General features: G+C 49.0%; 23 protein-coding genes. 6 read left to right on the top strand and 17 right to left on the bottom strand.

The window, feature by feature from the left end:
• Positions 1 to 26: 26 nt before the first annotated feature.
• The 3 genes from G459_RS0106175 to G459_RS0106165 form a co-directional block, all read right to left on the bottom strand.
• Positions 27 to 896, bottom strand: a complete 870-nt coding sequence (locus tag G459_RS0106175; protein WP_026966859.1) for an amidohydrolase family protein — start codon at positions 894 to 896, stop codon at positions 27 to 29.
• 83 nt (positions 897 to 979) lie between these two features.
• The gene (locus G459_RS0106170) at positions 980 to 1363 is read right to left on the bottom strand and encodes a DUF1801 domain-containing protein (RefSeq protein ID WP_026966858.1); all 384 of its coding nucleotides are present in this window, start codon (positions 1361 to 1363) and stop codon (positions 980 to 982) included.
• A gap of 4 nt (positions 1364 to 1367) precedes the next feature.
• Entirely contained in the window at positions 1368 to 1802 is a 435-nt protein-coding gene (locus tag G459_RS0106165) for an SRPBCC domain-containing protein (protein WP_026966857.1), read from the bottom strand.
• Positions 1803 to 1956: 154 nt separating this feature from the next.
• Here G459_RS0106165 and G459_RS0106160 point away from each other — a divergent pair, with 154 nt between their 5' ends.
• Complete coding sequence (locus tag G459_RS0106160) at positions 1957 to 2754, top strand: M90 family metallopeptidase (protein WP_026966856.1); 798 nt, start codon at positions 1957 to 1959, stop codon at positions 2752 to 2754.
• A 49-nt stretch (positions 2755 to 2803) separates the two neighbouring features.
• Here the strand turns inward: G459_RS0106160 and G459_RS0106155 are convergent, their stop codons facing one another.
• From G459_RS0106155 to mltG, 7 genes are all read right to left on the bottom strand, one after another.
• Positions 2804 to 3985: a dicarboxylate/amino acid:cation symporter gene (locus G459_RS0106155; protein ID WP_026966855.1), complete on the bottom strand. Its 1182-nt coding sequence runs from the start codon at positions 3983 to 3985 to the stop codon at positions 2804 to 2806.
• 165 nt (positions 3986 to 4150) lie between these two features.
• Positions 4151 to 4516 (bottom strand): DUF1801 domain-containing protein, encoded by a 366-nt coding sequence (locus G459_RS0106150; RefSeq protein WP_026966854.1) that lies wholly within the window; start codon positions 4514 to 4516, stop codon positions 4151 to 4153.
• Between the two features lie 28 nt (positions 4517 to 4544).
• Positions 4545 to 6998, bottom strand: coding sequence for an NAD-dependent DNA ligase LigA (ligA, locus tag G459_RS0106145; RefSeq protein WP_026966853.1), 2454 nt, complete (start codon positions 6996 to 6998; stop codon positions 4545 to 4547).
• A gap of 251 nt (positions 6999 to 7249) precedes the next feature.
• Entirely contained in the window at positions 7250 to 9076 is a 1827-nt protein-coding gene (locus tag G459_RS0106135; protein WP_026966852.1) for a DUF885 domain-containing protein, read from the bottom strand.
• Between the two features lie 71 nt (positions 9077 to 9147).
• A complete protein-coding gene (locus tag G459_RS26965) occupies positions 9148 to 10131 on the bottom strand; it encodes a YihY/virulence factor BrkB family protein (RefSeq protein ID WP_035455360.1) in 984 nt (327 codons plus the stop codon).
• Between the two features lie 15 nt (positions 10132 to 10146).
• On the bottom strand, positions 10147 to 10554 hold the full coding sequence (locus tag G459_RS0106125) for an acyl-CoA thioesterase (protein ID WP_026966851.1): 408 nt from the start codon (positions 10552 to 10554) through the stop codon (positions 10147 to 10149).
• Positions 10555 to 11598: an endolytic transglycosylase MltG gene (mltG, locus tag G459_RS0106120; protein ID WP_026966850.1), complete on the bottom strand. Its 1044-nt coding sequence runs from the start codon at positions 11596 to 11598 to the stop codon at positions 10555 to 10557.
• A gap of 173 nt (positions 11599 to 11771) precedes the next feature.
• Between mltG and G459_RS28870 the strand changes: the two genes are divergently transcribed.
• The 5 genes from G459_RS28870 (at position 11772) to G459_RS0106095 (ending at position 17314) form a co-directional block, all read left to right on the top strand.
• Positions 11772 to 12869: a peroxiredoxin family protein gene (locus G459_RS28870; RefSeq protein WP_169725008.1), complete on the top strand. Its 1098-nt coding sequence runs from the start codon at positions 11772 to 11774 to the stop codon at positions 12867 to 12869.
• Positions 12870 to 12903: 34 nt separating this feature from the next.
• A complete protein-coding gene (locus G459_RS0106110; protein WP_026966849.1) occupies positions 12904 to 13332 on the top strand; it encodes a (deoxy)nucleoside triphosphate pyrophosphohydrolase in 429 nt (142 codons plus the stop codon).
• Entirely contained in the window at positions 13325 to 13951 is a 627-nt protein-coding gene (locus tag G459_RS0106105; RefSeq protein WP_035455308.1) for an L-threonylcarbamoyladenylate synthase, read from the top strand. The genes G459_RS0106110 and G459_RS0106105 overlap by 8 nt, the downstream gene beginning before the upstream one ends.
• Positions 13952 to 14067: 116 nt before the next feature.
• Positions 14068 to 14691, top strand: a complete 624-nt coding sequence (locus tag G459_RS0106100; RefSeq protein ID WP_026966847.1) for a WbqC family protein — start codon at positions 14068 to 14070, stop codon at positions 14689 to 14691.
• A gap of 82 nt (positions 14692 to 14773) precedes the next feature.
• Positions 14774 to 17314 (top strand): ATP-dependent Clp protease ATP-binding subunit, encoded by a 2541-nt coding sequence (locus tag G459_RS0106095; RefSeq protein ID WP_026966846.1) that lies wholly within the window; start codon positions 14774 to 14776, stop codon positions 17312 to 17314.
• Positions 17315 to 17403: 89 nt separating this feature from the next.
• On the opposite strand, the gene G459_RS0106090 is transcribed toward G459_RS0106095, so the two are convergent.
• The 7 genes from G459_RS0106090 to G459_RS0106060 all read right to left on the bottom strand — a co-directional run bounded on the left by G459_RS0106090 (position 17404) and on the right by G459_RS0106060 (position 23251).
• On the bottom strand, positions 17404 to 17709 hold the full coding sequence (locus G459_RS0106090; RefSeq protein ID WP_026966845.1) for a helix-turn-helix domain-containing protein: 306 nt from the start codon (positions 17707 to 17709) through the stop codon (positions 17404 to 17406).
• The gene (locus G459_RS0106085) at positions 17693 to 18043 is read right to left on the bottom strand and encodes a type II toxin-antitoxin system RelE/ParE family toxin (RefSeq protein ID WP_157373286.1); all 351 of its coding nucleotides are present in this window, start codon (positions 18041 to 18043) and stop codon (positions 17693 to 17695) included. Before G459_RS0106085 ends, G459_RS0106090 begins: the two co-directional genes overlap by 17 nt.
• A gap of 94 nt (positions 18044 to 18137) precedes the next feature.
• On the bottom strand, positions 18138 to 18389 hold the full coding sequence (locus G459_RS0106080; RefSeq protein WP_035455307.1) for a hypothetical protein: 252 nt from the start codon (positions 18387 to 18389) through the stop codon (positions 18138 to 18140).
• 445 nt (positions 18390 to 18834) lie between these two features.
• Complete coding sequence (locus tag G459_RS0106075) at positions 18835 to 19299, bottom strand: hypothetical protein (RefSeq protein ID WP_026966842.1); 465 nt, start codon at positions 19297 to 19299, stop codon at positions 18835 to 18837.
• 103 nt (positions 19300 to 19402) lie between these two features.
• Positions 19403 to 20803 (bottom strand): MBL fold metallo-hydrolase RNA specificity domain-containing protein, encoded by a 1401-nt coding sequence (locus G459_RS0106070; RefSeq protein WP_026966841.1) that lies wholly within the window; start codon positions 20801 to 20803, stop codon positions 19403 to 19405.
• Between the two features lie 116 nt (positions 20804 to 20919).
• Positions 20920 to 22893 carry a PspC domain-containing protein gene (locus tag G459_RS0106065; protein ID WP_026966840.1) on the bottom strand — a complete coding sequence of 658 codons (1974 nt, stop codon included), beginning with the start codon at positions 22891 to 22893 and terminating at the stop codon, positions 20920 to 20922.
• A gap of 28 nt (positions 22894 to 22921) precedes the next feature.
• Positions 22922 to 23251 carry a PadR family transcriptional regulator gene (locus tag G459_RS0106060; protein ID WP_026966839.1) on the bottom strand — a complete coding sequence of 110 codons (330 nt, stop codon included), beginning with the start codon at positions 23249 to 23251 and terminating at the stop codon, positions 22922 to 22924.
• Between the last annotated feature and the right edge of the window lie 199 nt (positions 23252 to 23450).

The raw sequence follows: 23450 nt of genomic DNA, 5'->3' as shown, positions 1-23450 counted from the left end.
TTTTGAAACCGGTGACTCAGATGCCTTTACCGGTCAATTTTCTGACCAAAAAACCGCTCGGCATTTTGGTAATAGAGCTTTTCCTTTTGCGCAGCACTTAGAAAATCCAATTCCTCCACGGCGGCAATCATCTTCTGAATATCTCCGTTGTCCGTGGCAAACATCAGACGATCCTCCAGCCCGGCGTCATAGAAGGCCTTCATAGTGGTGTGAAATCCCTCTTTGTCCACGATGTCCGGGTTGGCGATCACGGAGATATCCGCGTAGACGTGGGGAAACTCCTGCATGATCTTGACCGTCTGCTCGTAATATTGATCCCCGCTGTGCATGATCCAGAGCCGCATCGATGGGTATGCCTCGAGTACTGGCTTCAGGAGAATCGGATCTCCCAGTTCCCACTGGAAATTGGGGCTGCCGTGATTCGGTCCCGCTCCGCCGGTGTGGATGCCAATCGGCAGATTGTACTTCTGAGCGAGCTCGTAGTAGGGAAGCATCATGGAATCGGAGGGAGTGACGCCGTAGTATTGGTTAAGCAGTTCGCCGAAGAAATCGATCTTTCCAGCCTTGATCTGCTCCTCGACCCAAGCAATCTCCGGCCACTCTTTTCCACCTTCAAAACACGGCTGGGAACTGTACGGGACGTTGCCGACTGGGCAGGGAAACATCAGGCCAAAAAGCAATTCCGGTGATTCTTGATCCCGATACGTTTCCTGCAAATCCCAAGAAGTGCTGATGGCGGCCTTGTAAACCCCAGCATCCCCAAGCGCAGCGAGCTGGGATTCTGGATCAGCCTCGCCATGGATATGGACGTCAAAGATCTGAATGGGCTGGTCAGGTTTCTTTTGAAATCCAACCGCGAGGATCAAAAGCAAAGCGAATGCGGAAGCTTTCATCATTTATAGAAAAATCAAAGTAGTGAATGCTGACGGCAAGTTATGCCAATTTGTATTCAAAATGCTTTTGGCCGAAAGTCCCGTGCTTACCTGGTTTTCAGCCAAGAATCAACCAGGAATGTAAGCTTTTCCTGATTTGCGGAAATCTCTTCCGCGTTGCGAAAGCCGACGATCGCCCGGTCATTTTCCCTCCAGTCCAGTAGCCCAAACGGATCGGGGATGAGGCGGTCTTTGGGCTGCTCTTGCTTCTTGGCTCCGCGATGAAAGATCAGCTGAATCTGTTTGGGTGGGTGGATCTTCATCGTGATCCGATCCTCTCCGGCAAACGTGTAATTGGGGCCGTTCCACTTGATGTTTTCGTCCACGCCCTCGTTGGTCTCCAAGATAATTGACCTAAGCAGCTCGATTTCCGCCCGCAGCGGATGGGGCGAGGAATCGAGAAAGCGGGTGGTTTCGGGATTTGTCTTCATGGAGTTAAACGAGTTGTTCGCACCTGGTTTTGATAGCTTCATTCATCGATCGAAAACCGTCTGCCGTTTTGGACAGCAAACCGCCGAGCATGCCGACCAAGAAGCCGGAAAAAAGTTCTCCGTGTGTCAGAAGCGTTTCGCTTTCCCCGGCTTTCTTCAATATAAAATAATGCTCTCCATCGAATAAGCCCTTGAAAAGCAGCTTGCCTTTCCAACGAAATTCCCTCCCGGCGTCAAACTTTAAAACTTCCGGGCGAAAGGTCATTCCTTTTCCGCCGGGAGGCTGGATATCCACTTCCAGCGTTTCACCGACCTTATTTTTGCCTTTGATGGAGCGGATAAACGGATTCCAGTCCGGAAAGCTTTCGAAGTCTGTCAAAACGGCCCAAACCTGCTCTGGAGTGGCGTTGATGAGGATTTCGGTTTCGATTTTTTTCATAGAGATGGACTGTCTTTTGGTTTCTCCCGGGCAGACCGGGTAAAAAAGCGCGTTGATTTAGAGGATTGCTTCCAGTTTACCGGTGAGAATTTGGGTTAATTTAGCGGAAAATTTAGGACTTTCCTTTACGTAAAAACACCTTTCCAGCACACGCATGAGCACTTTTACCATCTTGTTTGCGGTAGTTCTTGCCGTCCTTTTGATTTGGGCTTTCTTCAAACCAAGAAAAAGTGGTCTTGAAGTACCCGATGCTTTTCCGAAGAAATGGAGCGCGTTTCTCCTCGACAAGGTTCGCTTTTATCAAGAGCTTGAGGAGGCAGAAAAGCGGGAGTTTGAAGCCCGGATTCAGGGATTTCTAAACCGGATTCGGATCACTGGAATCAAGACGGACGTGAGCGAGGAGGATCGGCTTTTGGTGGCGAGCAGTGCCGTCATTCCGATCTTTAGATTTCCCGAGTGGGAATACAACACGCTCGTGGAGGTGTTGCTTTATCCGGACCATTTTACAGAGGAGTTCAACTTCTCAGAAGGGGATCGGAACATCGCCGGAATGGCGGGAAGCGGCGGGATGATGAGCAATCTGGTGATCTTTTCGAAACCGGCGCTTTGGCAGGGATTTGACAATCAGAGTGACAAACAAAATGTGGGCATTCACGAGTTTATCCACCTTTTTGACAAGCAAGATGGAGTGGTCGACGGAGTTCCTGCGATCTTCATGAAGCATCAGTTTGTGTTGCCTTGGATCGATCTGATCAAGAAAAACACGGCGAAAATGCTGGAGGGAAACAGCGATATCAATGTATATGGTGCCACCAATCCGCAGGAGTTTTTGGCGGTGACGGGGGAGTATTTTTTCGAAAGACCTAAGCTCTTCAAGGAAAAGCATCCGGAATTATACGCAATCCTATCGGCGGCTTTCAATACGGATCTGGCAGAAGAGCGCGAGGGGTAGGATTACAAAAGTTTCCCGTCTGAGTTTGAGAGCCTTTCGAAGATCTTCCTTATGAAGCGCTGGCTAACTTTTCGCCGGAGATCTTATTGACCACCAAGGCAATCGCGCCGTCTCCGGTCACGTTGCAAGCGGTGCCAAAGCTGTCCATCGCGATGTATAGCGCGATCATCAGGCCGATCATCTCCTCATCAAATCCCAGCATGGCTTGCAGGATACCGACCGCCGCCATGATCGCTCCGCCGGGCACGCCCGGTGCGGCTACCATCGCGATTCCCAGCATGAAGATGAAGCCCGCAAACATGGTGAAATCGATCGGCTGCCCCTCCAAGATCATCAACGCCATGGCGCAGGCGGTGATCTTCATGATACTTCCGGCCAAGTGAATCGTGGCACAGAGCGGGATGACAAAGCCGGCCACTTTCTCAGGAACTCCATTTTTCTCTGCCTGAACCAACGTGACAGGAATGGTGGCAGCGGAAGATTGCGTGCCCAACGCTGTAAAATAAGCAGGCATCATCGTGGCCAGGAGACGCAAAGGATTCCTTTTGACAATCGCTCCTGCGATCCCATACTGCAACAGAAGCAATACGATATGCATCACGAAGATTACCCCGATGATATTCAAAAACACAGAGAGGATGTTGAAAACCTGTCCGCTGTAGGACATGCTGGCAAAAATTCCCAAGATAAACAGCGGCAGAAGCGGAACGATTACGTTTTCGATGACTTGCATGATGATCAGCTGAAAGTCTTTGACAGCAGATTTGAGCGTCGTCCCCTCCAAAAAGGTTAGCCCAAGTCCGATCACAAACGCAAACACCAAGGCTGACATGACATCAACCATCGGAGGAATGGAAATCGAAAAATAGGGAGTGAGTTCCCGGGTAGTCTCCTCGATCTGACTCGAGGATTGGATATGGGACTCCAAGAGCTGTGGGAAAATGCCGGAGGCCGTAAAATAGGTCATAAAGCCAGAAAACAACGTGGAGCCATACGCGATAGCAGCGGTAAGCAAGAGCATCTTGCCGGCTCCCTTACCCAAGTCTGAGATGGCTGGCATGATCAATCCCATGATAATCAGCGGGATGGCAAAGCTCAAAAACTGTCCAAAAAAGGCATTGAAGGTCGCAAAGATCCTATTGAACCACTCCGGCAGGTATAGCCCGAACAAGATGCCCAGTACGATGGCGATGAATACTTTGACTAAGAGGTTGGAAAAGAATGCCTTCATATTTGGGGGGAAATTAAAATCCGGGGTAAGATTGATCCTTGGCTGAATGATGTGTCCGCTAAGATAGAAGGAATGCTCCGATTGGCTTAAAACGCGGGGATTTTATTGAAAGGGAAAAGGATGGGCGGTTTCCCAGACTTGCTGAAAAGAATCCAACAGGTCAAGTCACCCTTTGACAATACCCAGTCGATAGAGATCCAGCGCTTTGTTCAATAGCTCGTTGATCTTTCCCAAAGGCAGATCATCGTTTGCATTTACTCGGAAGATCTTCATTCGGCTCCGGTCTCCGGCTTCGAGAGCCGGGTCGTCAAAGTGCTTTCCCTCGACCAACAGGAGGTAAGGTTCCCCTGTTTTTTTATCCTTCCAGAGATAGCAGAATGCCTTTTTGCCGTAGCAAAAGCAGGGCATCCCATACTTGCGTGTTTCCGATATTTTTGGGTCTTGGGCGAGGATAATATCCCGCAGTGCCAAAAGACAGCTTTTGTTGGGTTCAGATTGAGAGAGGTAGAAAGTTTGGAGGTCGAGGGGCATCTTGCTTCTTGAATCTAAAATCTTGTGTCTAATTTCCCACCATCCTCAAAAACTCCTCCTCCGAGATCAGCGGCACGCCAAGCTTCACTGCCTTTTCCTTCTTGCTGGGACCCATCTCTTCACCTTCGATGATGAAGTCGAGGTTTTTGGACACGGAGGAGATGTACTGTCCGCCATGCGCCTGCACAAAGTCCACAATCTCATCCCGCTTGAAGTTTTGGAGTTTGCCGGAGGCGAGAACCCGCTTGCCTGCCAGCGCAGTGCCGAGCTGAACAGATTCCTTGTGCTCGATTTCGAAGTTCAGTCCATGGGCTTGAAGCTTGGCGATGTGATCGAGATTTTCCTGCTGCGCAAAAAACTCCCGGATACTGTGAACGAGCGTTTCTCCGACTCCGTTAACGTCTAGCAATTGCTCGCTGGTGGCGGCCTGAAGCTTGTCGATACTTCCGAAATGCCTTGCCAGAAGCTGCGCGGTATTTTCGCCGATGTTGCGGATGCCGATGGCAAAAAGGACCTTCTCGAACGGTTGTGCCTTGGATGCGTTGATCCCGGCAATCATGTTGGAGATCACGCCTTCCTGGAAGGTATTGGACTTGAGCTTTTTGATCCGCTCGCTGAGCTCACCAGGCAAATCCAGGTTCAGATCCAGCAAAATCATGTGAACGGCTCCGTGCTTTTTGCTTGCCTCCAGGATTTGGGCTAGCTCAACCCGTCGTCCCAGAAATAGCTCCAATACCAAAGCGACAGGGACGAAGTCTTCCATCTTCGGGAGTTCAGGATGGTCTTTGAGCTGATAGATCAGGCGATTTACCAGTTCCACATTTGACGGGACTTTCTTTTTCCAGATCCGGATTTGGTCCTGGAAAGCTTTAAGGGTTTCAAAAAGCGGAAGCTCAGTTTTTTCCTCCAGAAAATCCTGAATTTGCTTGGCCGAAATCCCTTCTGTCAGCGCAAAAAGCGCTTTCTGCAGTGTGATGTAGAGCGTTCCTGAGGTCTCTCTCTCGTACTGATCCTGACTCATCTCCAGGCCCAGAAGCTCGCTTTGACGGCTTTCGAGTTCGTAGATGTCAGCATAGTTTCGGATAAAACCCTGATCGATCAGAGCCCGAATCCGCTCCGTGCCGAGTGAGTCGATATCCATCGCCCGCTTGCTCACAAAGTGCTCAATCCTTCCGAGCACCTGCGGCGGACAGCTTGTCGTGTTTGGGCAGTAATGCTTGGCTTCACCATCTCTTCGGATGAGCTCAGTTCCGCATTCCGGACAGGAATCGATGTATTGGATGGGAGAGGAGCCGGACTCTCTTCGGGCAGGATTGACGGCGGTGATCTTAGGAATAATCTCGCCGCCTTTTTCCACAAAGACAAAGTCCTCGGTATGAATTCCCAGCCGTTCGATCTCGTTGGCATTGTGAAGGGAAGCCCGCTTCACGGTGGTCCCGGCGAGGCTGACGGGTGAAAGATTGGCAACGGGTGTGATCGCGCCGGTTCGGCCGACCTGATAGGTGATGGATAGGAGCTGCGTTTCGGCATTTTCGGCCTTGTACTTATAGGCTATCGCCCACCGCGGAGTCTTGGCGGTGAAGCCGAGTTCTTCCCGCTGATCATAATCGTTGACTTTCAACACGACACCATCCGTGTCGAGGGGAAGAGAAAAGCGTTTTTCGCGCCATTCCTCGATGTAGCTCAAAACTTCCTCAAGTTTGCCTGCTTTCAGGTAGGTCGGTGAGACGTTGAAGCCCCATTTCTCGAGCAGGTGAATGGCTTCTTCGTGTTTGCTAACGCCGATTTCATCTCCCAGCAGTTGGTAGAAATAGCAGTTTAAGCGACGCTTCGCTACTACTCTGCTGTCCTGCATCTTCAGGGTGCCCGAAGCTGCATTGCGGGGATTGGCGAGGAGGGCTTCTCCTTTTTCCTCCCGCTCGACATTGATCTTCAGGAATTCTTTCAGCGGAAGAAAAATCTCTCCACGGACTTCAAACTTGCCGGGGACGTTTGTTCCGCCAATCCGAAGTGGGATGTTGCGGATCGTCCGTACGTTGGCGGTGACGTCGTCTCCACGCGTGCCGTCGCCGCGGGTCACCGCGCGTACCAACTGGCCGTTTTCATACACCAAGCTGATCGCTACGCCGTCGAACTTCATCTCGCAGAAGTACTCGTAGTTTGTATGACCTAGTCCCTTTGCTACCCGCTCATCAAAGGCGATCAGCTCCTCCTTGGAGTAGGTGTTACCCAAAGACAGCATCCGGGATTCGTGAGCTACGGTCTTGAATTCCTTGGTAATTGCTCCGCCGATGCGCTGACTCGGGCTGTCGAGATTAAGGAGGTCAGGAAATTCCGTCTCGAGCCGAATCAGTTCCTCCAGCAATTGGTCAAACTCATAATCAGAGATTTCGCTTTTGCTTTCCTGATAGTACAGCTGGTTGTAGTGGTTGATTTGCTCGGAAAGTTCGGTGATTCGGGCGGCGGCTTCAGCGTGGGTCATGCGATTGGGCTAAAAAGGAAATGTTAAAATTAAGAGGAATGCTTAGAGATTGGAAGATTTGAAAATCGGAAGATTGAAAAATTGATCAAGGCTCAGCCGAAGCTGGATGTAGCCAAAAAGCTACATCCAGCGCTGAGTACAATTAAAATGGTTTTTGCAAATGCGGAAGAAGCATCCGCGTTTTCAAAGAATTCGGAGGGTGAGGCATGCTCTCTTCGCCACTAAACTCTAATCTCTAATTTCAGCCGGCATCATTCGCCCGCCTTCACGTCAGCAATCCAGCGCTTCACTTCTTTCTCCAGAATCTCCAAAGGCAAAGCTCCACTGCCCAATACGGTGTCATGGAAACCTTTGAGGTCAAACTGATCCCCAAGCTCGGTTTCTGCCAGTTTTCGCAGCTCCTGAATCTTCAGCATACCGATCTTGTAGCCCGTAGCCTGACCGGGAATGACCATGTATCGGCGAACTTCCGCCTGGATAGCGCCCGGTGAGATAGAAGAGTTTTCGGAAAAGTATTTGATCGCATCAGCCTCAGTCCAGCCTTTGGCATGGAGGCCTGTGTCAGTAACCAGACGGATCGCTCGCCAGATTTCGTTCACCAACCGTCCAAAATCATAATAGGGATTCTTGTATTGTCCCATTTCTTTGGCCAAGGCCTCGGAATAGAGTGCCCAGCCTTCCACGTACGCATTGAACCCCATCTGGGTGCGAAATTTTGGTACAGTAGTGAGCTCTTGGGCGATCGAAATCTGCATGTGGTGACCCGGATTTCCCTCGTGATAGGCGACACCTTCCATCGTGGATTTTGGCATCGCGTTCATGTCCGAAAGGTGTACATAGTAGGTGCCAGGACGGGAGCCGTCAGGCGTACCCTGGTTGTAATGTTGCGGAGCGCCCGGTTGCTCCCGGAATGCTTCCACTCTTTTTACCACCAAGTCCGCCTTTGGCAAAATGCCAAAGAACTCCGGTAATTTCCCCTTGATTGTATCCAAAAATGCTGTGGACTCATCGAGGTATGCTTGTCTTCCTTCGTCAGTATTTGGGAAAAAGAACTGCGGGTCGCTGTTGATAAACTTGAAGAATGCCGGCAGATCTCCATCAAACCCAACTTTTTCTTTGATCGCAAGCATCTCTTCCTGGATTCGTTTCACTTCATCCAGTCCGATCTGGTGGATCTCCTCTGCGCTCAGATTGGTCGTCGTCGAAGATTTCAGTCGGTGGGCGTAAAGGGCTGCACCTTTTTCATGACGGCTGACGCCGGTTGGTTTTTCCTCCAGATTAGGAAGTTCGGTTTCCAGCCAGGCAATCAGGCTTTCATAGGCAGGTTTGAATCCGTTAACCAATGTTTCCTTGGCTTTGGATCGGAATTCTTCAGCTTCTTCGGCCGTGATCTTTCCGGCTTTTTCCAGGCCTTCGATCTTCGCAAGTGCGTCGGACCAGAGCGGTGCTTTTTCCGCAGAATTAGTAAAAGGCTCGCCCGTAATCAGGGCTGTGGACTGCTGGATGACGTATTCATACGCAAATTTTGGTGGCCTTACACCGCCTTCGGTTTGCAGTTTTGCACGCTCAAGGAGCTGGTCAATCGCTCTTCCTACTTCCTTATATCGGGCAATCAGGGCAGTCATGTCCGCCGGCTCGTCGACCTTGTGAAGGTTGATCAGCATATTCGGAAGCTGGGTGTGGATGCCGCCCATCTGGTTGAACACATAGTTCATCCGGCGAAACGCGATGTCGCCTTTTTCCATCTCATACTGATATTCCCAAAGATCGTAGGAGACCCTGGCTTCGGGGCTCAGTTGCTCGACAGGGAATTTTTCTTTCATCTCCGCGACGCTGGCTTCCATCCATCCGAGTTTTTTATCCTCGGCTTCTTCGCTCAAGTCATCGATCTCACTGTAGTGATCCTTTCGTCCCTGCACGGTCAGTTGCAAGGGACTCATCTGCAAGAGTTGCTCGTATTGGGTATCAAACCAGGTGTTTATTTCGGAGTCTGGTATGACGGTCGGTGCAGGTTCACTGCAGCCAAAGAATACTAGAAAGGTCAGAAAGAGACCTATTTGTGACAAAAGACGGTTCATGCTTGGTGGCTTTAGGATGTGAAGAGTTTAAAAATAAGGAAATAAATTCTACATCAATCCCTCTTTTAGATTCAGCTGTGTCCGGGTTCTGACTCAAAGGAGTGGGTCACCGCTTTTCGGTTGCTGTCACGCTGCCGCTGTTTGTCCTCGGCCAGATCGAGACTGACATTGACTTCGAAGCAGACCAGTACGATGAGAGAGGTGATCCAAAGCCAAAACATCAACGCAATGAGCGTCCCGATTGACCCGTAAAGTTTGTTGTAAGAAGCAAAATTGTCGAGGTAAAAGATGAAGCCGTAAAAAGAAAATGTGATCAACAAACCAGCCATCTGAGCACCTATCGAAAAGAAATGCCACTTGTCGTGAACCGCCGGCGCAAAGCGAAAGATGAATGCGGAGGTGATGTAAAACACAAAAAGCAGGATCAGAAACTTGAAGGTGTTGAACAGGAAAATCATGAAATTACTGTTGAACAGGTGCATCTCGTCCAAGGCATTGATCAGCAGACTCCCGACGATCATGACCGAGCTGGCTGCGAAGACAGTCAGTACCAACGCGAATACGATGCAGACGGCAATGATCCTTGATTTGAGAAATCCGCGGTTTTCTCTGGTTTTGTAGACAGAATTGAATGAGGTCATCATCGACATGACTCCTTGGGTAGAGGCGTACAATGCGAAGAAAAAACCGAATGAGAGCAAGCTCTGCCGAGGTTTGGAGACGATATCCATCAGGGTGGTTTCGATGTTTTCATACATCTCGAGCGGGATGACGTTTTTCACAAAATCCAGGATGTTGTGCGTGGTGACCATCGGGATGAAGTCCTGGAGATAGGGGATCAGATTGAGCAAAAAAAGCAGTAATGGAAACAGCGCAATCGTGTAGCTAAAGGCCATGGAGCCAGCCCGCTCGCCGATATCGTCTTTTTTGAGTTGCTGGATGAAGATCCGGACGACATCGTAGAGATTCTTGTCTGGGTGACCGAGATGTATTTTTTTCAAATGCCTTGCCTTGAGCTGCAAGCGTAAGCGCCATTTGAAAATTTCCTTTTTGATCACTGTCTCAATGTTTTACCCAAAATAGGGTTTCAATAAATCTAACAAATTCTTCGGCGGTCGGGTAGGCTGATGGGTATCTTTTTTGAGAAAAGTCAGTGTCGTCCAGCCCTCGGTGATGAGTTCTCCTAGTTCGTTGGTGACCTCGTATTCAAAGCGGATCCGTACACCGGGCGACACCGGGATGACGGTTTTGATGGTGAGAAGCTCGTCGTATTTCCCTGGCTTGAGGTATCGGAAATGACTTTCCAAGACCGGCATCATGACGCCGTTTTCTTCCATTTCCCGATAAGAGAAGCCTGCCGAGCGCATTGCCTCTACCCGTGCCACCTCAAAATACATGGCATAGTTGCCATAGTACACATAGCCCATTTGGTCTGTTTCGGCATAGCGAACGCGGATCTGGGTTTCAGCCTGGAACATTTAGAAGATATTTGCAGCGTTCAGGGCTTTCTGATAACGCCGCGCATTGTTCATGTGATCGTCGTAGTTGCTCGCGAAGGCATGGTAGCCAGAAAAGTCCTCCTTGGCGCAGAAGTACAGGTAATCGTGCTTTTCGGTATTCAATACCGCGTTGAGCGAGTTGATGTCCGGCAGGTTGATCGGGCCGGGAGGGAGGCCAGCGTATTTGTAGGTGTTGTAGGGACTTTCGATCGCCTTGTGCACATTCAGGATGCGCTTCAGGGTAAAGTCTCCCGTCGCGTACACCAAGGTCGGATCGGCCTGCAGGGGCATGCCCAGTTTCATCCGGTTCAGGTAAACTCCCGAGATCTTTGGGCGCTCGTCCGATTTTTGACTTTCGGCCTGCACGATCGATGCGAGGGTGCTGACTTCCTTTTGTGTCAAGCCAAGTGCCTGCGCTTTTTGCTTCCGTTCTTCGGTCCAGAAGGCTTCATATTCTTTGTACATCCGGTCAAAAAGCGCATCAGGACTGGTATTCCACCAAAACTCGTAGGTATTTGGGATGAACATGCTCATGACGGTTTCTTCTTCGAAGTCAAACTTTCGGATGTAAACCGAGTCTTGGATCATCTCCAAAAACTGCTCTTGAGTCACTTCGAGATTGGCAGTGATCTTTTCTGCAAGATCTTCCTTCGTCCGGACATTGTTAAAAGTCACCTTGACAGGAACCTGTCGGCCGGATCGAAGCATCCGCACCAGATCCAGGTTGCTCATCTTTGGATCGACCTTGTAAAGACCCGGCTTGACGTCTTCCTGATAGCCGAGCACTTTGGCGACAAAGCCAAAACTCACCGCATCATTGATCACCTTATCGTCATACAGCTGGTTAGCCACCTGCTTGTACACTGCATTGGTGGGGATTTTGAGCATGTAGGTTTGGTCCGACTCCACCATGGTATTGGGGCTGAAAAAGACCTGATAGAAATAGAACGTAAGGGAAATCGTCAGTACCGATGTGGCAATCAGGATGACGAGCAGGAGGTTTTTACGCTTTTCGCTTTGCATAGGGGACAAAAATAGCAAAGGTTGGCGAATTGGTTTCGGGAAAAATGTTTTTTGGAAAGCTTCCCTGTTAAAGGATGAAGGAAGAAAGCGCTTCCACGAAAACTAGAAAACGATTTTATTGGTTTAAGGATTTTGTTTTCGTAGAATTACCTACCGCACAAATCATACTACCTATGAAAGTTTTTTACACTCTGGGAATGGCTGTTTTTCTGATGAGCTGTTCCAAACCACAAAATCCTGATGAGCTTTTTTTGGCGGCGAAGGAAAAACTGTACAAGGCCGCCCGAGTAGAGTTTCGACAGACGCTAATCTTCGAAACACCAAATATGGGGGAGTTTGACACGGCGCTCTATTCGGTGGATTTTCGGAAAAATCCAGAGGCGGTACTTGGATATGATTTTAGAGGGGAAAAAGAGGGCCATGAGTTTTGGTATGTGGAGGGAGTCCAGTACAATGTAGACCATCTGAAGAGCACAATTCTGACGCTGGAGGAGAACGAATCCGGGCGGCTGAAAAGCAACAGCTACCGATCATTTAACCCACTCGTTTTGCTGGAAAACGAGCCTTGGAAGTACCTGGGCGATACCAGCGTAAAAGGACAACAACTGCTTCAGTTTCTCTGGATAGAGATGGACACGGTGATTATGGACAAAAAAGTTTACTTGGAAAACCACCTGTGGATCAATCCTGCGAATCTGTTGCCTGAGTTTTATTCGAGGCGGCTTTATCACGACGGGCGGAGAAACCAGTTGATCGAAAGCACTTTTGAGGATTGGAAATTGGGAGAGAAAGCAGAACCTTTTGTCGTGGAATTTCCCAAAGGATACCTGACCAAAGTGGAGGGCTCTACTGAGTCGCCTTTGCTCAAAGTGGGTGCTCCTGCACCGGATTTTGAACTGGAGGACGCGAATGGCAAGGCGGTCAAGCTCTCTGATTTCCGTGGCAAGAAAGTCCTTATCGATTTTTCGATTATCAACTGCGGCTGGTGCAAGATCGCCCTGGAGCAGTTTGCCAAACCAGACTATGAGTTTGCCGAAAACATCGTCCCGTTATATGTCAATCCCGTGGATTCGAAAGAAAGAATGGGGAAATATATGTCAAATGTCGAAATCCCATTTACCGTCCTTTTGGAAGCTAAGGAAGTGGGCAAAAGCTATGGAGTCAACGGTTTCCCCACTTTTTACCTCATAGACGAAAACGGAAAAATCGAGGAAGTGACCCAAGGGTACACTGACGAGGGGATTCTGAATTGGAAGAAAAAATCGGAATGAAGCCTAACTTTGGGCCAGTATCGAACCTTTGCCCATGAAAATCATCCCCGTCACCTGCGCCCTAATCATTCATCAGGGAAAGGTTTTGGCAGCACAGCGTTCTGATTCGATGGATTTGCCAGGAAAATGGGAATTTCCCGGGGGAAAGTTAGAAGAAGGTGAAGATCCGAAGTCCTGCCTCATTCGGGAAATCCGGGAAGAGCTTGCCATTGATGTGGAGATCTTTGCCGGATTGCCGCCTGTTGACTTTCAATACCCCGGCAAAATCATTCATTTGATCCCGTTTTTGACGACTTGGAAGAACGGACAAATATGCCTTTTGGAGCATTCCCGGGTGGTTTGGGTGGATAGAAACGAGCTACTTTCCCTGGATTGGGCCGCTGCAGATATCCCGATTGTGCATTATTTGTACGATAATTGGGTTAAGCTTGTGGAATCAAATAAAGCTGAGGGGAATGGCTGAATTTATTAGACTTTACGAAGAGAATCCCGATCCGAGACGGGTGCAGCAGGTGGTGGACGTGCTTCGCAGCGGTGGCGTGATCATCTATCCTACAGATACGGTCTACGGCATGGGCTGCGACATCACCAACCAGCGCGCCATTGAGCGCATCTGCAAGATCAAGGGCATCAATCCCAGAAAGCACAACTTTTCCTTCATCTGTGCCGATCTGAGCAACATCGCCCAATACACGCGGATGATTGACAAGCCTGTGTTTAAGATGATGAAAAAGGCCTTTCCCGGACCGTTTACATTTATCCTCGAAGCGAGTACGCAGGTCCCCAAGATCTTGCACAGTAATAAAAAGACGGTGGGAATCCGTGTCCCAAATCATGGCGTGCCGAGAGCCATCGTGGAGGAACTCGGGCAGCCGATCCTCTCCACTTCCATCCGTGACGAGGACGAGGTCATCGAATACTCCACCGATCCTGAGCTGATCTTTGAGAAATACCAAAACTTGGTGGACCTCGTGATCGATGGCGGATACGGCCAAAATGTGGCTTCCACCATCCTCAACTGCACCGGAGACGAAGTGGAAGTGATCAGGCAGGGATTGGGAAATCTGGAGGATTTGCTTTGAAATTTACCCTGACGGGAAAAGGGAGATCGAAGACTTTCGCTCCGCTAGGCTGACACACGCACAGTCTACTGATATACGATTAACCAATAACCGGTAACCAATAACGATTTTTTCCCTTGAACAGAATAGCAATCGACCTCCATTACCTTCCGAGCATTGAGTTCTTTGCGGCGATCGCCAATGCGGAGGAGTTGCTGATCTTTCCAAAGGACCTTTACCAGCGGCAATCCTACCTCAACCGCACCCGGATTCGTCTCGCAAATAAAGTGGAGACACTCAGCGTGCCGATCATAGGAAGGCGACCGAAACTGCCAATGGACCAAATCAGGATAGATTATGAACAAAAATGGCAGGCGATCCATCTTCGGGGACTTCAAAGTGCCTATGGGAAAGCGCCGTTTTTTGAATTCTTTTTTCCGTACATCAAAGATGTCATCGAGTCGGAAGAAGTAAGACTGTGGGATTTAAACCAAAAACTTCTGACAATCTGTCTTAAACTTCTACGGCTGCCTGTCAAGATCGCCGTATTCCCAGAAAAGGAAATTTCTCCAGATGTGCAGGACATAAGAGCTCAAATAGAGCCGGGAAGGCCTTTTTCGGAGAGAGATTTCTACCAGCCCATTTCCTACCCCCAACTCTTTGGCGTAAACTTTGAGCCAAACCTGAGCATTCTGGATTTGCTGTTTTGCACCGGACCCGAGGCTGGAAAAATCCTGAGGGAATCGATAAAAAAACAATGAACAAACCGTAAAAGGATTGTGTTTATAAAACAAATTCGGTAACATACGTACAGGTTTATTATACAATCAGAAAGGATTTTAAATGGAAGCGAAATTTTCGAATAGAGTCAAAGAGGTGATCTCTCTCAGCCGCGAAGAAGCGCTTCGCTTGGGACATGACTACATTGGCACAGAGCACCTCCTGCTTGGGATGATACGCGAAGGAGAAGGTGTAGCTGTCTCGATACTCAAAAAAATGGGCGTTCCTCTGGATGAGTTACGCAATGCCATCGAGCGTGCCGTGAAAGGTACTGCAAATCACAATGTGAAAAATATGGCCAACATTCCGCTGACCCGTCAGTCGGAGAAGGTCTTGAAGATCACTTATTTGGAGGCTAAAATCTTCAAAAGCCAACTGATAGGTACAGAACATTTGCTCCTGTCAATTCTCAGAGATGAGGATAATATTGCAACGCAGATCTTGAATAAGTTTGAGGTGAACTACGAATCTGTCAAGGAAATGCTTGAGATGCAATCCGACGCCGGTCCGGCCCCGCGTGCAAAAGCGGAAGCTGAAGACGGTGATGACGACGGGTCGAAATTGTTTGGTTCGTCCGGCAGCGGTGCTGGTGGTCAAGCCAAGCCTGGCGCAGAAAAGTCACGGACACCGGTCTTGGATAACTTCGGACGCGATCTGACCAAGATGGCGGAAGATGACAAACTTGATCCGATCATCGGACGTGAGAAAGAGATTGAGCGTGTAGCACAGATTCTTTCCCGAAGAAAGAAAAACAACCCGATCCTAATAGGCGAGCCCGGTGTGGGTAAGACTGCAATTGCAGAAGGCCTTGCCCTGAGAATTGTTCAGAAGAAAGTGTCCCGCGTGCTCTTCAACAAGCGTGTGGTAACTTTGGACTTGGCTTCTTTGGTTGCGGGGACGAAATATAGAGGACAGTTTGAAGAGCGTATGAAAGCCGTGATGAACGAGCTGGAGAAATCTCCAAACGTGATCCTTTTCATTGATGAGTTGCACACGATCGTAGGAGCAGGTGGAGCTTCCGGCTCTTTGGACGCTTCGAATATGTTCAAACCGGCCCTGGCCCGTGGAGAAATCCAATGCATCGGGGCCACCACGCTGGATGAATACCGTCAGTACATCGAGAAAGATGGTGCCTTGGCCCGTCGATTCCAGATGGTGATGGTGGATGCCACTTCTCCGGAAGAGACCATCCAAATCTTAAACAACATCAAAGACAAATATGAGGATCACCACAATGTGATCTACACCCCAGAAGCGATTGAGGCCTGTGTGAAGTTGTCCGACAGATACATCTCGGACCGTTTCCTTCCTGATAAAGCCATTGATATCCTGGATGAGGCCGGTGCCAGAGTCCATATCAATAACATCCACGTGCCTGAGGACATCCTCAGACTGGAGGCTGAGGTAGAGAACATCAAGGCGGAGAAAAACCGTGTAGTCAAATCACAGAAATACGAGGAAGCGGCACAGCTGCGGGACAAGGAGAAAAAACTCCTCGAGCAACTGGAAGCTGCGAAAAATCGCTGGGAAGATGAAAGCAAGTCCAAGCGATTCACCGTGGAAGAAGACAACGTTGCAGAAGTAATCGCGATGATGACAGGGATTCCTGCTAAGCGTATCGCCCAAAACGAAGGAGCCAAACTGCTTAACATGAATGTTGAGTTGGGTGACAAAGTCATCGGACAGGAGGAAGCTATCAAGAAGCTGACAAAGGCTATCCAGCGCACACGAGTGGGCTTGAAAGATCCTAAGAAGCCCATCGGTTCATTCATCTTCCTAGGCCCCACCGGCGTCGGTAAGACTGAGTTGGCCAAGATGTTAGCTACTTACCTCTTCGACAAAGACGATTCGCTGATCCGGATCGATATGTCGGAATACATGGAGAAATTCTCCGTATCCCGTTTGGTAGGAGCGCCTCCAGGCTATGTGGGTTATGAAGAAGGCGGACAGCTGACAGAGAAAGTCAGAAGAAAGCCGTATTCAGTTGTACTCCTTGACGAGATCGAAAAGGCCCACCCGGATGTGTTCAATATCCTCTTGCAGGTGTTGGACGACGGCATTCTGACTGACGGACTGGGTAGAAGAGTCGATTTCCGAAACACGATCATCATCATGACGTCCAATATTGGCGTACGTGATCTGAAAGATTTTGGAGCCGGAATAGGCTTTGCCAACAAAGCAAAAACCGAAGGAATCGACGATGTAATGAAGTCGACCATTCAGTCTGCTTTGAAGAAAGCTTTCAGCCCGGAATTCCTCAACCGTCTTGATGACGTGGTGGTATTCAATTCGCTGAGCAAAGAGCATATCTTCAAGATCATCGACATTAGCTTGGGTAAGCTGTTCCGAAGAATTACAGATTTGGGATACAAGATCGAGCTGACGGAGAAGGCCAAAGATTTCCTTGCGGAAAAAGGCTACGACCAGCAGTATGGTGCACGTCCTCTCAACCGTGCGATTCAGAAATACCTGGAAGATGCCATCGCCGAGGAAATCCTGAAGGGCGACCTTTCCGAAGGAGACGTGATCATCGCCGACTATAGTGGCGAAGGTACCGAACTGACGATTTCCGTGACCAAAAAGGAAAAGGCAGCAGATAATTAAATAAAACAATAATAGTAATGCAAAAGCCCCGGAGTCTATGATTCTGGGGCTTTTTTTATTTTTGCTAATTCCGATTTTCAGAGATGGCCCTAAAAATCAACTGAAAACTTGAGGTGCCCTCCTAACCCTTCGTGAATAATTCTCATGAGAGTTGACAATCTGATATCACTCGCGTTATTCTCTATGCGTGAAATGTAGGTTTTGGTTGTGCCGCATTTGACTGCAAGTTGTTCCTGAGTCAAACCTTGTTTTTTGCGAAGCTCTTGTAACATCGTACCGAGTCTGAATGATTCAAATTCTTCTTCGTATTGTTCACGTATAGCTGTCCCACGTTTGCCGTATTGATCGTCCAAATGGTCAGCAAAAGATGTAAGATCGTTATTTGCCTTGTTCATCAAAGTATTGTTTTTTAAGTCGTTCTGCTAACTCGATTTCGTTTTTAGGAGTCTTTTGTGTTTTCTTTTGAAACCCGTTCACCAGGATCACTAGGTGACCTTTATCGAAGAAACTAAAGACTCTGAAAATGTCTGAGCCTACTTCAACCCTGATTTCATAAAGCCCAGTCGTGCCAGCGATATGTTTGAAGTATTTTTCAGGAACCCGATCTATGGTCGCAATCAGCTGCAAGGTCCAGTTGAATTTTTTCTTAACCTCTGGCCTAAGTTTGGCAAAGAAGTCAAGATAGAACGCTTTGTAGTAGAATATGTTCCTTATGAAATTGCCAGCCACGAATCAAAGTTACCTAATCAGGCAACATTTTGCAAATTGTGGAAGGGAGAAAATCGGGGGATCGGTAGTTGTATAGCACTTCGCGTGCGAATGCCTATGCAATCTTTATCCCGGCGTCCAGCATCCTTTGCTTTAGTTCGGCCATCGTGCCCTTGTATTCCCAATACATGATTCGGTCGTGAGAGGATTTGACCAGAATATACTTTTCGCTGATGGACTGGATACGGTCTATCGCGACAATCTTCTTCATGAACTCAGGCTCGTTGAAGACCTCTTCGATCTCTTTGTTTTCATTGGTGTATCCGTGAACAAGGATGCCCAGTTTTACTTCTAATTCGATGAACATGGTGATGTTTTTTGATAATGATAAAGGCAATTCGGAGAGGAGATAGAAAGTCTATTTTTCGGCTAAGTGACTCTTTACTGGCATTGCAACACTTTTCTCAGTGATTCCTTTGGTGGAGCAATAGTTACTTTTCAACCAGTCCATTAAAAGTTTTGACCCTTTACTGGCATTACACGAACCGCAGCAAAGAGCAACATTGTCTTCTCCTCTCAACCTCACGTCATTGACTATGTGTTCCCAGGTTGGTCTTGTTTTGTAGGTTGGAATTGTACTGATAAATGAAATTCCACAATACACGCAATTTAAGTCCCGTTCCCGCACAAGATCTTCTACATGCTTGGATATGCCCCAGCGGTTTGACATCTTCTTAGTTATTCCTTTGCGAAGTAACAGCTTTTTACTTTTCTAAAAAGTCCCCCTATGATATTTCTGGCTGACAATTCTTTCAATAAGTCGCCTTATAATTCACCTCAATATCCAGCAAGGTCCATTCGTTTTCCTTCACGGTCACCGGCTGCACATTTCCTTCACCATCGAAGATACTGGCAAACAAGCCGCCTTCTTCCACGACAAAAACAGAATATCGGCCGGGGCTGAGTTGGATCGAATACTTGCCCTTTTCGTCAGTTTCTACTTCCGTAAGCGGCTCTTCCGCTACCGCGGTGTACAGACCGTTTTCGACCTTCAGATCCTCAAACTTGATCAGGGGATAGACGCGTACAGTCCGTTTGATCGGTTGCGCTGCAGATTTGGAAGTGGTGTCTGCAGTGTCGCTGATCGTCGGCATCTGGTTGCCTTCGACCCAGGTGACAGTGCCGGTGATGCCCTGGCCTTCGGGTTGGTAGGGTTTGCAGTGTTGAAGCAGGACGGCGGAGGAGAGGAACAAAAGAATTAATACGAGCTTTTTCATGTATATAATTTGTTATTTAAAGGCCACATGGAATCTCGCAAGTTTGTTAATCATCGCCTTGTGTGTCGCCGATGATATGCTCGATTTCATAGGTAGCTTAGGTTTAGATTCCCTCAAAGAGCACAAATGATTCCAAATATTGCGGGATCACTGTATTCCAACCCAATTCGTCTTTTAATTTGAATGCCAAGGCCTCTGCACTTTCCTTCTCACCATGCACCACAAACACCCGCTTGGGGTTGTCGGTAAATCCCTCGGCCCAGGCCATCAATTCGCTCTGATCCGCATGGGCAGAGAGTCCTTCGATATGGTAAATCTTTGCCTTGACCGGAACCTCGGTTCCGTAGATTTTTAGTGTGGGTTCGCCGTCCAGCAATCTTCTGCCGCGGGTGCCCTCAGCCTGATAGCCGACGATTATCACCCCGTTTCTCTCGTCTGGGACACGGTGAAAAAGGTGATGCAACACCCGGCCACCGGTCGCCATGCCGCTGGCTGAGATGATGATCGCCCGTCCGTGAAATTCATTGAGGGCCATCGACTGCTCCTGCTTCTGAACATAGTGAAGCTGAGGATGATTGAAGGCATGCTCTTGCCCGTCTTCCAGCATTGCCGACAGCCTGTGATCCATGTGGAAGTCCAAGTACAATTTGGTGGCTTCTATGGCCATCGGGCTGTCTAGATAGACCCGCGTTTTAGGGATTTTCCCCTTCTCCATCAGCATATAGAGATGATAGAGCAGCAGCTGCGTCCTGCCCACCGCAAATGCGGGAATGACCACCAATCCTCCCCGGTCAAACGTCTCCCGGATCGCCAGTGCCAGTTCGTCCTCGGGTTTGCCCGGCGGCGAGTTTCGGTCGCCATAGGTCGATTCGATCCAGAGTATGTCGGCTTTTGGGATGAGCGTGGGAGGGAAAAGAAGAGGGTCGTTGAACCTTCCAATATCGCCGGAGAAAATAAGTTTCTTGGTCTGGGAGTCACCTTTGAAGACGATCTTCACGATGGCCGCTCCAAGAATATGGCCGGCATGAAAATAGGTCAGATCCACGCCGGGATGGATCGAAACAGGCTTGTCGAAAGCTTGGGGCACGAGCAGCGGAAAAACCGCCTCCGCATCTTCCATCGTGTACAGAGGCTGGGGAATTTCGTGGCGGGAGTAGCCTTTCTTGCGGGCAAATTCTGCTTCCTCTTCCTGAAGTTTACCCGAATCCAGTAGCAGGATCTTTGCTAGCTCGGCAGTTGCTTCTGTGCAATAGATCGGTCCGCTATAGCCCTGCTTGACCAACTTGGGCAGGTAGCCGATATGGTCCAGATGGGCATGGGTCAGTACGACAGCCTCCAGTTGCGCCAATGCCGTGGGGAAGTCGTCCCAGTTTCTTTCTCTCCATTCTTTTGGCCCTTGGAAAAGGCCACAATCCACCAAAAATTCAAAATCCCCAAGTTCAATCAGGTATTTGGAGCCGGTGACTGCCCCCGCGCCTCCTAGAAACTTCGCTGTAACATTCATGTTAGTCTGGGTTTAAAAATTAAGGTACAAAAAAAGAGGCACCGTTTGGGTGCCTATTTTATCCGAGTCTTCGCCAGCTGCCGACGGTAGTCAGTCGCCAGCTGACCAAAATTCTGTCAGTCTTTCATGAAATATGCTGAATCAAATTTCGCACGGGAAGCGCTGTCGAGCTTCACCCGCTGCAGCGAGTCCAGCACGGCTTTTTCATTTTCATCTTCCTCTCTCCATTCATCCCAATCTTCTGCATCACCCCGTTTCTCAGCACACGTCAGGCAGATCAACCCGCCTGGATTGAACACCCAAACTGCGCCGGAGCTCACGTCATTTGATCGGTATCCGTTGGCGTAGATGGTGTTTCTCAGGATATCCAAGAGTGATCTCTCCATGATAAACGGACGGTCATAAGGTACCTGAAGCGTCAGATTGACTTTTTGATCGCGGAATTGATCCACGCTGCTGATGTCAAACCCTTCGTTGAAGGTCACAACCGAATCCGTCACGGCGTAGGAATACTTGAACTTCTGAGCGTTGGCCAGAGCTTCTGCTTTGGTTCTTCCTCTGGAGAAATAGTCCTCTTTGAGGGTCACGGTCGTATCAGCTGTTCCTTCAATCCTCAAATTGACATGGTTGAATGTCGGCTCGTCCTCCAGGTTGTTCAGGGTGAGAATCAGCGTGCCTGGAGTGACGGGGAGAGCAGCTTCCGTTTTGTGCCAGTTTTCTTCTTTGAACTGGGCGACGATCTTCGGAATCTGGAAGATAGAGATGCCCACGCACAGCAGCCAAAGTCCCAAAGCTACCAGCCCGAATCGGCTCCCGATCAGATTCTTTTGCGCCAGGACACTCAGGCCGAGAAGTAGAATAATAATCCCCGGAATGATCACCAAACCGATGCTGGAGACCACTAGCCAAACAGGCACCATGTCCGTGAACAGCTCCACCGGGAAGTTGTCCATCAATACCCGGTAGTCCGCATCGGTCACCCCGAAGTATGCCGCCAGAGCGATCAGAGGAGTGATTGTCAGAGAAAGTCCGATGAAGAAGATGATCAGTCCGAAGATTACACGGATGACGTTGGCGATGAATTTACCCAATGGACCGAGTGCTGATCCGATTGCGTCAATCACTTTTCCCAAGATCCGAAAAGGTGCCATCAGGATCTTTCTGGTCGGGGATTCGGGAGCTTGCGGAATAGGATTGATGCTTTCTTTGATCGTCGAGTCGATGCTGTCCAGGGTGATTTCCCCGCCCTTCATCTTGATCCGCTCGGTGATGGAGCTTGCGACCGGAGTGATAATCCACAGGATCAGGTAAATCAGGATCCCTGAGCCACCTGCGAACGCCAACAGCACAAACGCCAATCTGACGTAGACTACTTCCACACCAAAATAGGCTCCCAATCCGCTGGAAACTCCACCCAAAACCTTGTCATCCGGATTTCTGAACAGTTTCTTGATCTTGGTGTCTTCCATCATCTCATAGGATACCGGCAGGATGATCCACAGCACGATGTAGGCCACGATGGCGAAGAAGCCAAAGCTCAGATTGAAGCGGAAATTATCGAAGGGAAAGATGTCCAAAAACCCAAAATGGTGCATGTTCAGATTTCCGCTGAAGAGCAGCAGGATGGCAATCAATCGTGTCCAAAGCGGATCGACTGAGAAATAGTTGGCGATGCCGGCGCAGACTCCACCGAGGATCTTTTTGTTTTCCAGCCGTTTTAGCTTTTTGTATCCGCCGGTTTCAGCACCCGGAGGTGCGACGTATTTGTAGAAATCCTCCTGTTTTGGTTCGGACTCTTCCAGTATTGCGTCGTCTTTGTCTTCTTCGACTGCGGTGAAGTCGGCGATGGTTCCCATCTTTTCGATGAGTTTGTCCACGTTGTCTGCAGAGATGACCTGCTTGTTGTTTTTCAGATTGCTCAGGAAGATCTCCGCGATTCGGTTTTCGATGTCGGAGATGATCTCATGGTTTTCTTTGTAACTCGAAAAATGCCTGTTGATCGCGTCCAGGTACTTTCTGAGGATGTCGTAGCCGTCTTCTTCGATGTGGAAGAGGATGCCGCTGATGTTGATGCTTATCGTCTTTTTCATGGTGAGTCTGTTTTAGGGTCGCTTTGGGTCAATTCTTTGAGGTGATTTCTTGCGTAGAATTGACCAGGGAAGCCCAAGTATCTGACAGTGTAAGAAGGAAGTTTTTTCCCTCCTCGGTGATCGAGTAATATTTCCGAGGGGGGCCGGCTTCGGATTCTACCCAACGATAAGTGGCGAGTTCGGCAGATTTCAGCCGATTGAGCAGGGGATAGAGGGTGCCTTCGACGACGATCATCTGAGCTTGGGTGAGCTCATCGATCAGATCCGAAGTATAGACCTCGCCCCGGGAGATGATGTGCAGCACGCAAAACTCCAGGAGTCCTTTGCGCATCTGAATCTGTGTGTTGGCGACGTTCATGTTAAGGTGATTAGGTATCCGAGTGGAGTGATTTCTTTGTGTCACTTGGATTGTTTTGGAGAAAAATGATACCAATCTTTTCCAAGCTACCTTGTATAACCTAATTCCTTGTTAAAACTAGCCGCTCTGGATTCCCAAGTACGGTAAAAACTGCCCTGGGATTATTTGAATGCCCTTTTTCCAAAACAGGCAAAAGCTG

This window comes from Algoriphagus terrigena DSM 22685 (assembly GCF_000429445.1).
Lineage (GTDB): Bacteria > Bacteroidota > Bacteroidia > Cytophagales > Cyclobacteriaceae > Algoriphagus > Algoriphagus terrigena.
Note: the sequence above shows the minus strand (reverse complement) of the source record. Positions and strands in the feature narration are given on the sequence as shown.